12 protein-coding genes and 4 pseudogenes are annotated in these 14,441 nt (G+C 39.4%); all 16 read right to left on the bottom strand.

What is annotated here, in order from left to right:
- Positions 1-3 precede the first annotated feature (3 nt).
- Positions 4-909: pseudogene (gene xerC, locus JCM19043_RS18555) on the bottom strand (tyrosine recombinase XerC).
- A 321-nt stretch (positions 910-1,230) separates the two neighbouring features.
- Positions 1,231-3,307 (bottom strand): annotated as a pseudogene (topA, locus tag JCM19043_RS03120) (type I DNA topoisomerase).
- A 122-nt stretch (positions 3,308-3,429) separates the two neighbouring features.
- Positions 3,430-4,335: a DNA-processing protein DprA gene (gene dprA, locus JCM19043_RS03115; protein ID WP_062319906.1), complete on the bottom strand. Its 906-nt coding sequence runs from the start codon at positions 4,333-4,335 to the stop codon at positions 3,430-3,432.
- A gap of 198 nt (positions 4,336-4,533) precedes the next feature.
- Positions 4,534-4,824, bottom strand: coding sequence for an EscU/YscU/HrcU family type III secretion system export apparatus switch protein (locus JCM19043_RS03110; RefSeq protein WP_062319904.1), 291 nt, complete (start codon positions 4,822-4,824; stop codon positions 4,534-4,536).
- On the bottom strand, positions 4,821-6,674 hold the full coding sequence (locus JCM19043_RS03105; RefSeq protein ID WP_062319902.1) for a hypothetical protein: 1,854 nt from the start codon (positions 6,672-6,674) through the stop codon (positions 4,821-4,823). The genes JCM19043_RS03110 and JCM19043_RS03105 overlap by 4 nt, the downstream gene beginning before the upstream one ends.
- 24 nt (positions 6,675-6,698) lie before the next feature.
- A pseudogene (locus JCM19043_RS03100) lies at positions 6,699-7,474 on the bottom strand (ribonuclease HII).
- Between the two features lie 105 nt (positions 7,475-7,579).
- Positions 7,580-8,410, bottom strand: coding sequence for a ribosome biogenesis GTPase YlqF (gene ylqF, locus JCM19043_RS03095; RefSeq protein ID WP_369813737.1), 831 nt, complete (start codon positions 8,408-8,410; stop codon positions 7,580-7,582).
- A gap of 38 nt (positions 8,411-8,448) precedes the next feature.
- Positions 8,449-8,973: a signal peptidase I gene (lepB, locus tag JCM19043_RS03090; protein WP_062319900.1), complete on the bottom strand. Its 525-nt coding sequence runs from the start codon at positions 8,971-8,973 to the stop codon at positions 8,449-8,451.
- A gap of 211 nt (positions 8,974-9,184) precedes the next feature.
- Positions 9,185-9,526, bottom strand: a complete 342-nt coding sequence (gene rplS / locus JCM19043_RS03085) for a 50S ribosomal protein L19 (protein ID WP_062319898.1) — start codon at positions 9,524-9,526, stop codon at positions 9,185-9,187.
- 137 nt (positions 9,527-9,663) lie between these two features.
- Positions 9,664-10,407 (bottom strand): tRNA (guanosine(37)-N1)-methyltransferase TrmD, encoded by a 744-nt coding sequence (gene trmD / locus JCM19043_RS03080; protein ID WP_062319897.1) that lies wholly within the window; start codon positions 10,405-10,407, stop codon positions 9,664-9,666.
- The gene (gene rimM, locus JCM19043_RS03075; protein WP_062319895.1) at positions 10,397-10,921 is read right to left on the bottom strand and encodes a ribosome maturation factor RimM; all 525 of its coding nucleotides are present in this window, start codon (positions 10,919-10,921) and stop codon (positions 10,397-10,399) included. Before rimM ends, trmD begins: the two co-directional genes overlap by 11 nt.
- 167 nt (positions 10,922-11,088) lie before the next feature.
- A complete protein-coding gene (locus JCM19043_RS03070; protein WP_062319893.1) occupies positions 11,089-11,316 on the bottom strand; it encodes a KH domain-containing protein in 228 nt (75 codons plus the stop codon).
- 14 nt (positions 11,317-11,330) lie between these two features.
- Entirely contained in the window at positions 11,331-11,603 is a 273-nt protein-coding gene (gene rpsP / locus JCM19043_RS03065) for a 30S ribosomal protein S16 (RefSeq protein WP_062319891.1), read from the bottom strand.
- 80 nt (positions 11,604-11,683) lie between these two features.
- Positions 11,684-13,035: pseudogene (gene ffh / locus JCM19043_RS03060) on the bottom strand (signal recognition particle protein).
- A gap of 13 nt (positions 13,036-13,048) precedes the next feature.
- Complete coding sequence (locus JCM19043_RS03055) at positions 13,049-13,366, bottom strand: putative DNA-binding protein (RefSeq protein WP_062320050.1); 318 nt, start codon at positions 13,364-13,366, stop codon at positions 13,049-13,051.
- Positions 13,367-13,442: 76 nt separating this feature from the next.
- Positions 13,443-14,435, bottom strand: a complete 993-nt coding sequence (gene ftsY / locus JCM19043_RS03050) for a signal recognition particle-docking protein FtsY (RefSeq protein ID WP_062319889.1) — start codon at positions 14,433-14,435, stop codon at positions 13,443-13,445.
- Between the last annotated feature and the right edge of the window lie 6 nt (positions 14,436-14,441).

Below are 14,441 nucleotides of genomic sequence, written 5' to 3'. Positions count from 1 at the left end.
CATTTACTTCTTCTTTGCCCGCGGATGACTATGATCATAGACATCTTTTAATCTATCTTTCGTTACATGTGTGTAAAGCTGTGTAGAAGAAAGATGTGCATGTCCTAATAATTCCTGTACACTCCGTAAGTCTGCGCCTTCATTCAATAAATGTGTCGCAAACGAATGTCTGATCATATGGGGGTGTACGTGAACCGTCAACGCGGCTTTTTCTGTTAATTTATTTAATATCAATCGCATCCCTCTAGTGGTCAGCGATTTTCCCCTCGCATTTAAAAAAAAGTGCTTCTGTCTCATTATTTTGTTGTAATGTCTGTCTACCATCATTAATATACCGAGTAAGCGCAACTTCAGCATAGGAACCGATAGGAATGTATCGCTCTTTGTTGCCCTTTCCTAAGACTTTGACGATATTAAGTGAGCAATCAACATCTTTTAACATCAACCTTGGCATTCACTTACACGCATACCTGTCGCGTATAACAACTCTAACAGAGCTTGATCTCTTTGACCTAATGGATCGGTTAAGTCACTTACTTCGAATAACTTTGAAAGCTCTTCTTGATATAAAAATTCAGGTAATTTTTTATCTTGTTTCGGTAATCGGGTGCCCATAAAAGGATTATCTGATACATAATGTTCTCTCTCCATGAATTTAAAAAAAGTTCTTAACGTCGATAACTTTCTTGATACACTTCGACGAGAAAGCGATTGTTCGTATAAATCCATTAAAAAAAGACGTACACATGCGTCATCTACTTCATTCATTTCATTGATTTGTTCCTTCTGCATAAACAAGAAAAATTGATCAATATCATGTAAGTATTCCTTTATCGTATAATAAGAGGCATTTTTTTCGATTTGCAAATACATTTTAAACTGATTTTTATACATTGAAAATGCTTGCATTAAAAATATCCTCCTAGTCAACCGATTAAATCAAACGTACCATATTCTTCATCATTTAGCAACTAATTTACCGAATTGCTCTAACAATCTGAATCGTCTAACATTTTGTCGTTACTTCGCGTTCACTGTTGGATCCGCGACATTATGTCAAGTATATTTACTTACCAACGGATAATTATATAGTTGTTTAAAATAATTGTCAATGAATTTTCTCACAAATGCATCAATTAAAACGATTGTGACTTTACTGACGACCGTTTGCTGTTTAGATTTCAGATACAATCAAAAAAGAGTACGCCCGAAGGCGTACCCTAGTACCGTTTAAGATTGTTGTTCTTCTTTATAATCACAACTTGAACATTGTATTTGCGTGCCTTTTTTCACTTTCTTTTCAACTAACATCTCACTACATTTTGGACATGGCCGTTCAATCGGCTTATCCCATGATAAGAAGTCACACTCAGGATATTGATCACATCCGTAAAATGTTCGCTTCTTCTTAGACTTCCGTTCGACTATTTGACCTTTCTTACATTTCGGACATGCGACGCCAATCTCTTTTAAAATTGGTTTCGTGTTACGACATTCAGGGAAGTTTGAACAAGCCATGAATTTACCATAACGACCCATTTTGTACACCATTTCCGATCCGCATTTTTCACACGTTTCACCAGCTGGTTCATCTTTTATTTCGATTTTCTCCATCTCAGCTTCCGCTTTCGTTAAGCGTTTCTCAAAACCTTGATAGAAATCATCAATGAGATTGACCCATTTAATATCGCCGTCTTCAATTCGGTCAAGGTCATGTTCCATTTGAGCCGTAAAATCAATATCAATGACTTCAGGGAAAAACTCAACAATAAGATCCATCACTATGCCACCAAGTTCCGTTGGGACAAAGCGTTTATTATCAAGACTCACATACTCGTTTTTGAATCGTATCTAACGTCGGGGCATAGGTTGACGGTCGGCCAATACCTTTTTCCTCCATCGTTTTCACTAAACGCGCTTCTGTATACCGCGGTGGTGGTTGCGTGAAGTGTTGATTCGGGATGATTTTATCAGCTTTAACGGTCATCCCCTCTTCAAGTTCTGGCAATAAGCGATCTTCATCTTTTTGATTGTCGTCATTACCTTCTACATATACTTCCATAAACCCTTTAAATTTAATTTGAGAGCCATTTGCTCTAAATTGCACACCGTTTTGATTTAATGTCACCGTAACAGTATCCATTATAGCTGGCGCCATAAGACTCGCCGTAAATCGTTCCCATATAAGCTTATATAAGCGATATTGATCACGAGAGAGCACAGATTTTAACGAGGCCGGCGTCCGGAAAGCACTTGTCGGACGAACCGCTTCGTGAGCATCTTGGGTTTTTTGTTTACTTTTAGATTTTCGATCAGCACCTAAGAATTTTTCACCGTACTGCTCTTTAATATATTGCTGTCCCTCATTACGAGCTGTTTCAGACAGTCGGGTTGAATCTGTACGCATGTACGTAATTAAACCTGTAATCCCACCATCTTTTTTACCTAAATCAATACCTTCGTAAAGCTGTTGGGCTAGCATCATCGTTTTACGCGCTCGGAAGTTTAATTTACGCGCCGCTTCTTGTTGTAACGAAGACGTCGTGAACGGTAGTGACGGGTTCCGCTTACGTTCACGTTTTTTCACTGACTCAATGTCAAAATCTTTTGATGGTATTTTCTCTAAAATTTGATCGACATCATCTTTTGTTGATAACGCTACTTTTTTATTATCCACTCGATAAAATTGGCCATCAAATAGTTCGTCATCCTTTTTAAACTTCGCATCAATCGACCAATATTCTTCCGGTTCAAAGTTTTTAATCTCATTCTCACGGTCAATAATCATTTTAACAGCGACCGATTGAACACGACCCGCACTTAAGCCTTTTTTAACTTTCTTCCATAGTAATGGACTAATATTATAGCCGACCAGACGGTCAAGAATACGACGTCCTTGCTGGGCATCTACTAGATTCATATTAATCGAGCGCGGTTGCTTAAATGATTCTTTGATCGCATCTTTTGTAATCTCATTAAAGACGACGCGACACTCTGAATCTTCATCAATATTTAAGGCATGGGCTAAATGCCAAGCAATCGCTTCCCCTTCGCGGTCGGGGTCAGCTGCGAGGTAAACTTTTTTTGCTTTTTTTGCGGCTGTTTTCAATTCTTTTAATACCGGTCCTTTGCCTCGGATGGTAATATATTTTGGTTTATAATCGTTGTCATAATCAACACCCATTTGAGACTTTGGTAAGTCAATCACGTGTCCCATTGAGGCTTTTACTTTGTATTTACGACCTAAATATCGTTCAATTGTTTTCGCCTTCGCCGGCGACTCTACTATTACTAAATAATCTGCCATTTCTTCCCCTCCAAGAGGTTTCGTTTTTCATGCTTAAAAATATCTGTGAAATCTCCACTATTATTAAATAGAAGATTAGCATTTGTCAAATGAAGAATGAAAAAAAGGCCAGATTTCTCTCTTTATCGCTTAGAATTTTGATTAATAATTTCCCAGTTAAGCTTATTCTCAAGCCATTCTTCAACAATATCTTGGGTATTTTGTACCAATTTTGCCCCTTGTTGGATTAAGGTGTGACACCCTACTGTATTCGGATTAAGAATATCACCCGGCAAAGCCATCACGATGCGCCCCTGTTCTAGCGCTTGGTCAGCCGTGATCATCGTGCCACTTTTTTGCCTTGCTTCGATGATTAATGTACCAAATCCTAGGGCACTGATGAGACGATTACGCTCTGGAAAATGAAATCGCGCCGGTTTTGTTTCTGGTGGATATTCCGATAAAATTAAATGATGGGTCGCTAATTCGTGAAACAACGCCCGATTTTCATAAGGATATGGGTACGAAAATCCACTGCCAATAATCGCAATTGTTTTTCCACCCGCATCAACGGCCAATTGATGGGCAAACCCATCAATGCCTTTCGCTAGTCCTGAAACAATCACAAAGTCTTTTACAATCGGCAAGAGTAACTGCTGCATTCTTCTTTCTGTATGAATCGTTGGTTTACGCGAACCGATGACACTTATTCGGTTCACATGACGGAGTAAACGTTCTTTCCCTAACCCGTACAAAACAACAGGAGGATCTGGGATGGTCCGAAACACGTGCGGATAGTCTTGATCGAGTATGGTCCATGTTTTACATGTTCGATTTGATAATTGTTTCATAAATGTCTTGAATCCATTTTTGATTTGATTGGTCATGTGCTGACACTGTTTCGTTGTTAAGACCGATAAAACTGATGGGTGTTGATTTATAATCGCTTCTATTAGGACATCATGATTTAATTGAATAAGTCGGTACAGCTTTCTCCTACCAATCCCTATTTCTTCATATAAATAGATGATACATTCACGATTGTACATAAGACGCCTCCAATGACTTTTTTCTTTAGTGTAAGACACGGTCATATTCATGTCGACAGTACGTCTTCTTAAAGCAAACGAACGTTTTCTTTATATAAACTAAAATAGGGCACTAAAAAAGAAAAAAGAGGCGTTTTTAATAAAAACCCTCCTTAGTATGTGCCTCATTATTAAATTTTTACGCGTTTAATGGGTTGATTAGTTCGTTTCATTTGACCGATCGACATGATAAATGAACGCGAACACTTCTGCGACTACTAGATATAATTCTTCAGGTATTGCTTGATTAATGTCAATTTGCCCTAGCATTTCAACTAAACTTTGATCCTCTTGAATGGGAACGCCAGCTTCATGTGCACGTTTGATGATTTCCTCTGCGACATAGCCTTGACCTTTAGCTGATACGACAGGTGCTAAGTCTTTGGTTTCATTATATCGCAGCGCCATCGCTTTCTTTAAATGGTGCGGTCGCTCTTTTTCTTCTGTCATGCCCGCACATCCCATCTTTTTTGGTCAGTTATGGTCGCTTGATACATCTCATTATGAGTCACCGTTGGTTCTTTGTCTTTAAAAGGGCGATGGTGAATAGAGGTCAATTGGTAATCCATGCGCGCTAAACCTTCTTTTAGTTGCGGTTTTAACGGTTCTAATAGGGCGCTTACCTCTTGGTTATTAATCACCGTCACTTGGATTAAGCGATTTTGTATCGCCATATCAACAATGGTTTCTCCTAATGAACCAAGGGTTAAATAAAAAGCGATATGGCAGTAATTCGGATCGAGTTCTCCCGACTCTCGCTTTTGTCCATACATGTCTAAATATACTTCTTGCTCTTCCCCTGTCGTCATTGGTAGGGCAATCCCGTAATGAATAAAATGTTCATCTTGCCTTACAATCGATAACTGTTGATCCGTCAATGATTGAATCAATTGATCTAGAGCCGGTATCTTTGTTTGAGATGATTGTTGGACATCTAGCAAGAGTTGTTTCAAGGTCCCACCCTGTTCAGATCCATCCATTAATTGCTGCTCATATGTTAGTCCGGATCTTAAGAGGAAATCTTTAACCCCTACTAAAAACTGATGTTCAACGGGCAAAGTTTGAAGTAACTGTGTCTCTTTCACAAGTGGTGTAAGTGTTTTAAAGTCCGTTTGCGTCAGTTGACGGTCAAACAATTGACGCAATAGCTGCTGAATATTTTGACTTGTTTCACCATTCGGACTCTCAATAAATTGTTTCAGTAACTGTTGGTTGTTACCCGTTAACTGTTGCGATACCTTTTGATATATTGACGGGTTTTCTCTAAGAAATGTCTGCAACTTCTCGGTTCCAAGCATCTGTTCTGTCGGTGATTTTTCGATCAACATGAGCTTTTCATTAGAGACTTTTGCCACTGTTGCTTGAATTATTTCTTTTGAAACGAGCGCCTCATTGTTGATGTCTGACACATTAACTTGAGGGAAAACCTCTTTTATCTGGGCGTGATTTTGGTTCAAAAACGTTTGTCGTTCTTGTTGATTGAGTGGGAGACGTTCGAGTGAGACCCATTGTTTTAATTGTTGGGCTGTTTGCTCATTTAATCCCATCTGACTTTTAAGTAATTGTTCAACTGCTTTTGGGATGTTAGTTGTGTGATCAATTGATAGACCTTTTTGATTAAATAACGTCATCACCTGCTCTATTTGCCTATCGGTCAAAGACGGTGTCGTTTCATTAGGTGACGTGATCGGTGTTTTAATCATTGACAGTTGATCTATCAGTTGCGCTAGCTTTTCTGATGGTGCCATATTTGTTAAGGCCTGCATTAATTGATCGACTAACATAGCTGTCGACTCGGTTATCACCCGGGAAAATGATGCGACCGTTTCACTCGACAGCGGTAATTGATGTTTGATCATACTCATTAACGCATTCTTCACTTCTGGTTGTGGTTGCGCTTTATAAATATCTAACGCTACTTTAAACTGCTGCGGTTTAACTGGGATGTTTTCTGCTAACAACTGACGCAATAGCTGCTCTGCTTCTTTCGTTACAGGTAACGCCATTTTTTTAAGAAGCGCTCCAAGTGGTGCATCATGTTTTACCGCTTGTTGTTCGACCATTTTCAGTTCTGGTATGTCACCCGATGAGATAACTTCAAACACATAACTCTTGCCCTTTTCAACCGGCACTTCAAGTTTGGCGGTAACGCGATTATGCCCCATTTTAATTGTGGCTATTTGGTCCAGATGCAATTGTTCAATTGTCCCTTTCACAATTTGCCCTTTTGATAACGGAAGTTTTTTATTTGATTGCGCGTGATTTAATGTTTGATTAGCATACTGTCTTTGAACTTGCATCCTCTCACCCTTCCCCTTAAACGCTCATAAATATGCCTTCACAGGCGCAAATGATCGTCTGTGAATCGATGTAACCCCATGTGTTTTTAACCCTTCTAGGTGGCTCTTTGTGCCGTAGCCTTGATTATGAATAAAATCATAACCCGGATACTCTTCATCGTAATGTGCCATGATACGGTCACGTGTCACTTTGGCTATCACACTCGCGGAGGCAATAGAGATACTTTTCATATCACCTTTAATTAATGATTGTTGTTGGATAGCGTATTTAGCTTAATCGCATCAAGCAACAAATAATCCGGTGTGAGGGGCAAGGAATCAATCGCTTCAATCATGGCCTGTTTAGTCGCTTCTAAAATGTTGATATCATCAATAACATCCGGTGAAACGATACCAACACCAACAGCAAGCGCTTGTTGTTGAATCGCTTCAAAGAAAAACTCACGCTTTGTTGATGACAATTGCTTAGAGTCTGTCAATCCCATTAAGTCGCATGCTTCCGGTAAGATAACTGCCGCTGCGACAACAGGACCAGCAAGAGGACCACGGCCGACTTCATCCACTCCACAAATCAGCTGATAGCCTTCATTTTTAACCGCTTGCTCGTATATAAACTTACGCAAATAGTCTTCTTTTAATTGCGCGCGCTTTTTTTGTACTTTGTCATAGCGCAGGAGTAATTCTTTTACGCCTTTACGTTCATCTTGGCCTAGTATGGCTAATGTTTCATCGTCTACTGGCTGACTTAGTAGTTGTTTGATTGTGGTAATAGGTTGTTTACTTAACTCTACCTGCTTCATACTTTCCCCTACTCTCTTACTGTTTATATCGTATGTATTGAAAAAAAAGTGAACGCGATTCTTCGAACTATTTTCATTTAACTGAGAGATAGACAAAAGACGCACCTATAGCGATGCGTCTTCTGGACGTTCTAATGAAATTAACCCAAGTTTACCTGAACGATAGTCACGTATGATTAGCTCAGCGGTTTTATCATAATCGACTTGATTACCTGAGGCAAGCGCACCTCTTAAGCGACCAACGTGATCAAAAAGTGGTACAACGTCTTGGTCAATATCTTCAATTTGGTATCGTTCCATCAGGACATGTGGATAATGTTCTTTTAAGTAACGCAATAAAAAGACAGCTAAGTCATCCATATGAAGAATTTGGTCTTTAATTGTCCCAAGACAAGCTAAGCGATAACCGATGACTTCATCTTCAAATTTTGGCCAAAGAATCCCTGGTGTATCAAGTAATTCAAAGTCCTTTTTCACTTTAATCCATTGTTGACTGGTTGTCACACCTGGACGATCCCCTGTTTTCGCAATCTTTTTATTAGCTAAACGGTTGATCAGTGTTGATTTGCCGACATTGGGAATACCAATGATCATTGCCCGGGCCGGACGTGGCTTGATGCCTTTTCTACGCATCCGCTCCATCTTATCATGTGCCATGATTTTAGCTGTTTCTACTACTTTTTTAATGTCTTCTTTTTGATTGACATCGACACTAATCGCACGTTCGCCTGACGCGTTAAAGTGATCGATAAACGCTTGTGTCACTTTTGGGTCCGCTAGATCTTTTTTCATTAAGACGCGCATTTTTGGTTTTTGATTCAGAATTTGTTTAAGCATCGGATTCTCTGAAGCAAATGGCGCTCGTGCATCCACCAGTTCAATCACAAAATCCACAAGTTTTAATTTTTCTTGCACTTGTCTTCTCGCTTTGGCCATATGGCTGGAAACCATTGAATCGGCATATTTATCACTCCTTACCGAACTATATTAAAATTATCTAGTGGCCAGTAGCGTAAAAACGCTCGACCCATAATCCTTTCTTTTGGCACAAGGCCAATCGTCCGGCTATCTGTTGAATTACTCCGGTTATCACCTAATACAAGATAGTAACCATTCGGAATACTTTCATGACCTGGTTCGATATCGTTCACAGTAAAATCATTCGTAAACGCATTCGGGTCTGTTAAAAAGTACTCCTGTTTTTCTGTACCATTAATGTATAACTGATTATCTTTATATTCAATCGTATCACCGGGTAAGCCAATAACACGCTTTATATAGTCTTTTTGTTTTGTTGCCTGAAAAACAACAATATCAAATCGTTCAGGTTCATCAATATAGTACGATAGCCGCTCCATCATTAAGAAGTCACGGTTATGTAGTGTCGGTTCCATCGAATCACCATCGATTGAAATGGGTGTCAATACAAATGTTCTTATGAGATAGACGGACAAAACAATCGCCAGAATTGTCATCAAATGACTTAATGTTTTTTTCATTTTTCTCTCACTCCGCAAGTGACGCGTTAACGTCGGCATTTACTTTAGTGTATCAAATATTGATCTATTTATGGTGTTTACTTATCTTTTCTCATGATAGGCTCATCTTTATTTTCAGTACGTTTGACACATGATCTCAATAAATTGCAATTTTAGCGTTGAAAAAAGGAGCTTGAACTTCAAGCTCCTTTTTTGATCGTTTCTCGTTAAATTAGCGGATTTCTTTAATACGTGCAGCTTTACCACGTAGGTTACGTAGGTAATAAAGTTTCGCACGACGTACTTTACCGCGACGTAGAACTTCAATCTTATCGACACGTGGTGAATGTACTGGGAAAGTACGTTCAACACCAACACCATAAGAAATTTTACGCACAGTGAAAGTTTCACTGATGCCGCCGTTTTGACGTTTAATAACGACACCTTCATAAACCTGGATACGTTCACGTGTACCTTCGACTACTTTCACGTGTACCTTAACCGTATCACCAGCTTTGAATACTGGGCGATCCTTAAGTTGTTCTTTTGTAATGTCTGCAATTAATTGTTGCATGTGTATACACTCCTTCTCCACTCATGTTCATATAAGAGGAATTCTTACAGCGGAACATCGTTTTCACTTAAGCTTTCGCTCAAGTCCAACAGTTACTATATCATAATTACAGCTTAAAAACAAGGTTTTTGAGCTGTTTATTTGTTTTTTTCTTCTGCTTTAACTTCCGCTAGTAAGGCTTGTTCAAGTTTTGAGAGTGGATACGTTTCTAATAAGTCTGGCCGACGCAAATACGTCCGTCTCAGTGATTCTTTTTTACGCCACTCATCTATTTTACCGTGATGACCGGAACGCAGCACTTCAGGTACGATATGGCCCTGAAACTCAGCTGGTCGGGTATAATGCGGGTGCTCGAGTAGTCCAGTAGAAAATGAATCTTCTTTTGCAGAAGTTTCATTACCTAAACCATCTGGCAATAATCTAACGACACTATCTATGACCACCATCGCACCAAGTTCACCGCCAGTTAAAACAAAGTCTCCAATTGAGATCTCATCAGTGACAAGATGCTCTCTAATTCTTTCATCATAACCTTCATAATGTCCACAAATAAAAATCAAATGCTCTTCTTCCGCTAATTCTTCTGCTTTTTTCTGTGTATAACGCTCACCTTGTGGACACATAAGAATCACACGCGGGGGTTTTTCTTCACTCTTCTCAATTGCCTCAACCGCACGAAATATTGGCTGCGGCATCAATACCATACCGGCACCGCCACCATAAGGGTAATCATCGACCTTATTGTGTTTGTTATCAGCATAGTCTCTAAAGTCAATCGCGTTGTAGTGAAACACACCATTATCTTGTGCTTTTTTCATAATCGATGACTGTAAGACACCATCGAACATGCTTGGAAAGAGAGTAAGAATATCAATCTTCATCTGGCAACAAACCTTCCATAGGTTCAATGGTCACGCGTTTGTTGTTAACGTCTACTTCTTTAACGACATCTTCAATGTAAGGAATAAGAATATCTTTCTTGCCTGTTTGTTTGACTACCCAGACATCGTTAGCGCCAGGAGATAAAATTTCTTTAATTTCACCGAGAACGCGTCCCTCGCTCGTTGATACTTCACACCCTAAAATTTCATGGTAATAATACGCATCTTCCTCCAGCGGCGTTTGATAAGCTTCAGTAATCCTAAGCATCCCTTCTTTGAATAATTCAACATCATTAATGTTGTTATACTCTTCAAACATCACCATATCAAACCCTTTATGTTGACGATGTGATTTGATAGTCACGATTTCTGGTTGGTTACTGCCTTTTTTAAACAGAAATAAGCGCTGACCTGGCGTAAAGCGATCGTCAAAATCAGTGATTCTTACGATTTTCACTTCTCCTTTAATACCGTGCGTATTCACAATTTTACCGACATTAAAATAAGTTGTCATATCTTCACCTCATATAGTTATTTTTTCATCTCAAGGACGACAAAATGAATCGTCATTCAGATAAAAAAACATATCGATTGTTTCATTTGTTACTCTCGTAATCAATCATGCGTTATTAAAAAGTCACATGATGCAGAAAACAGGGAAAGGTTACCCTTTTCCCTGTTCTACATAATGTCTAGATAAATACGTTTTTTAGTATCCGTTCCAGCTGCATAAACAATCGTACGAATTGACTTAGCAATACGACCATTCTTCCCGATCACCTTACCAACATCCGCTTCATTGACCGTCAGATGAAACACAAGCTTGTTGTGCTCTTCTTTTGTGTCAACACGGATATCTTCTGGATGATCGACAAGTGGTGTCACGATTGATGTTATCAAGGCCTCCATGTGATCACACTACCTTATTTTTGGTTTTTTGAGTCGTGGAATTTTTTCATGATGCCTTCTTTAGAGAATAAATTGCGAACAGTGTCTGATGGTTTTGCACCATTAGCCATCCAGCTCATTGCTTTTTCTTCATCTAATTTCACTTCAACCGGGTTTGCTACCGGATTGTATGTGCCGATTTGTTCGATGATACGTCCATCACGTGGCGCACGCGCATCTGCAACTACTACACGATAAAATGGATTACGCTTTGAACCCATACGCTTTAAACGAATTTTTACTGCCATGTTTTTGCACCTCCATTAAAAATGTATTTCACAAGTTTAGATTGTATCAGATTGTTTTAAGTCTGTAAAGTGTTTTTACATTACATAAACGGAAAATTAAGTCCTTTTTTCTTCTTACCCTTCTTCCCGCCTTGCATTCCAGACATTTGTTTCATCATTTTTTTCATTTCATCAAATTGTTTTAAAAGACGATTGACTTCAGAAATCGGACGACCCGAACCCTTCGCAATCCGTTTTTTTCGACTTGCATTCATTAGCCCTGGGTCTTGTCTTTCTTTTTTCGTCATCGACTGAATAATAGCCTCAACATGAACCAATTGTTTGTCATCAATTTGGACATTTTTTAGACCTTTCATCTTATTTGCTCCTGGCAACATGCCTAAGAGCTCATCAAGTGGCCCCATACTTTTGACTTGTTCCATTTGATCAAGAAAATCATCGAACGTAAAACTTGCCGTACGCATTTTTTGTTCCAGTTCTTTTGCTTTCTTTTCATCAATATTGTCTTGCGCTTTTTCAATAAGAGATAAGACATCGCCCATCCCTAAAATACGCGAGGCCATCCGTTCTGGGTGGAAGGCTTCCAATTCATCTAACTTCTCGCCCATACCAGCGAATTTAATCGGCTTATGTGTGACAGCGCGGATTGATAATGCCGCCCCACCACGCGTATCACCATCAAGTTTCGTTAAAACAACACCCGTAATATCAAGCGTACTATCAAATGTTTCTGCTACATTGACCGCATCTTGACCTGTCATCGCATCAACAACTAAGAAAATCTCATCTGGATTAATATCAGCCTTAATTTGTGTCAATTCACCCATCAAATTTTCATCAACATGCAGTCGGCCAGCCGTATCGACAATCACGTAATCTAAATGTTCCGCTTTCGCATGCTCAATCGCTTCTTTGGCTATATCGACCGGATTTTTCTCGGTTCCTTGGCTAAAGACCGGAATGCCGAGTTGCTTACCGACCGTCTCTAATTGATCGACCGCCGCTGGACGATACACATCACAAGCGACTAGCAATGGCTTACGGTTATGTTTTTTACGCAACAAATTCGCCAGTTTACCAGAAGTCGTTGTTTTACCTGCCCCTTGTAAACCGACCATCATTATCACGGTTGGCGGGCGTTCGCTTACCGCAATTTTACTCTGTTCCCCGCCCATTAACGCGGTTAATTCTTCTTTTACAATTTTGATGACTTGTTGGCAGGTGTTAAACTTTCCATGACCTCCGTACCAACCGCTCGTTCCTTAATTTTCTTTACAAAATCTTTCACAACTTTAAAGTTAACATCCGCCTCTAAGAGTGCTAAACGGACCTCGCGGGCCATTTCTTTAACATCTTGTTCGGATACTTTCCCTTTACCGGTCATTTTTTTAATCGTACTTTGCAGACGATCTGCTAAGCCTTCAAATGCCATAGAGAAATCCCTCCTAATCCAATTCTTTTAACGCGTTAATATCTGATAATAACGCCTTATCGGTCACTTTTTCTTCTAATGTTTTAATCAACGCTTGACGTTTTAGAAACTTTTCATACAATTTCAAGCGTTCTTCATACGATTCAAGCATCTTTTCTGTCCGTTTAATATTATCATAGACAGCTTGTCTTGACACATCAAAGGTATCAGAAATTTCCCCTAAGGAGTAATCTTCTAAATAGTATAATTCCATATAACTCCGCTGTTTTGGCGTTAAGAGCGCTTGATAAAAGTCTAATAAGAAATTCACCCGCGTGGTTTTCTCTAACATCATCTCGTTCACTCCTTGTTAAGTAAAAAAACTTTACATTAAGCATACTAGACGATAACACGTCGTCCGTCAAGCGTCACTCTTCCGTCAACATGTCACTGAATAGCCCGTAAACAAACGCTTGCGGATCAAATGGTTCAAGATCAGTCATTTTCTCACCTAAACCGACATACTTCACGGGAATATTGAGTTCTTTTCTAATCGCAAGGACAATCCCACCTTTAGCGGTACCATCTAATTTTGTTAAGATAATACCGGTCACATCCGTCGCTTGTTGGAATTGTTTAGCTTGAACAAGCGCATTCTGTCCCGTGGTTGCATCTAAGACAAGTAACACATCATGCGGGGCACCTGGAATTTCTCTTTCTATCACGCGTTTGACCTTACTAAGCTCATTCATTAAGTTCACTTTATTTTGTAAGCGTCCCGCCGTGTCACAAAGTAATACATCCACTCCGCGCGATTTAGCCGCTTGAATCCCGTCAAACATGACGGCTGCTGGGTCACTACCTTCGCTTTGCTTGATCACGTCAACACCGACGCGCTCACCCCAGACTGATAATTGTTGAATAGCACCCGCTCTAAACGTATCGCCTGCTACAAGCAAGACTTTTTTCCCTTCTTGAGACAATTGATACGCTAATTTACCAATTGAAGTCGTTTTACCTACGCCATTAACACCAACGAAAAGAATGACGCTTAAGGCGTTTTCCTGTAAATTTAATGGTGATGCTTGTTCAAAATCATCTCCCGCATAAATTTCGGCTAATTTTTCTGAAATGACACCTTTTAATTCACGCGCATCTTTAATATTTTGACGCTTCGCTTCCATTTCTAAATCTTCGACAAGCGTCATCACTGTATTGACACCGACATCTGCTGAAATCAACATTTCTTCTAAGTCTTCGAAAAACTCTTCATCAACTTTGCGGTACCTAGCAACAAGATCATTAAGTTTGGATGAGAACGATTGTCTTGTTTTAGACAACCCTTCTTTATACTTATCTGATACTTCCTCTGTTTCTTTTGTTTGGGTAAACTTATCCTTTAATTTCTTTAAAAAACTCATAATTCT

The sequence above is a fragment of the Halolactibacillus sp. JCM 19043 genome (genome assembly GCF_001310395.1).
Taxonomy (GTDB): domain Bacteria; phylum Bacillota; class Bacilli; order Bacillales; family Amphibacillaceae; genus Halolactibacillus; species Halolactibacillus miurensis.
This window is presented reverse-complemented; position numbering and strand designations above follow the sequence as displayed.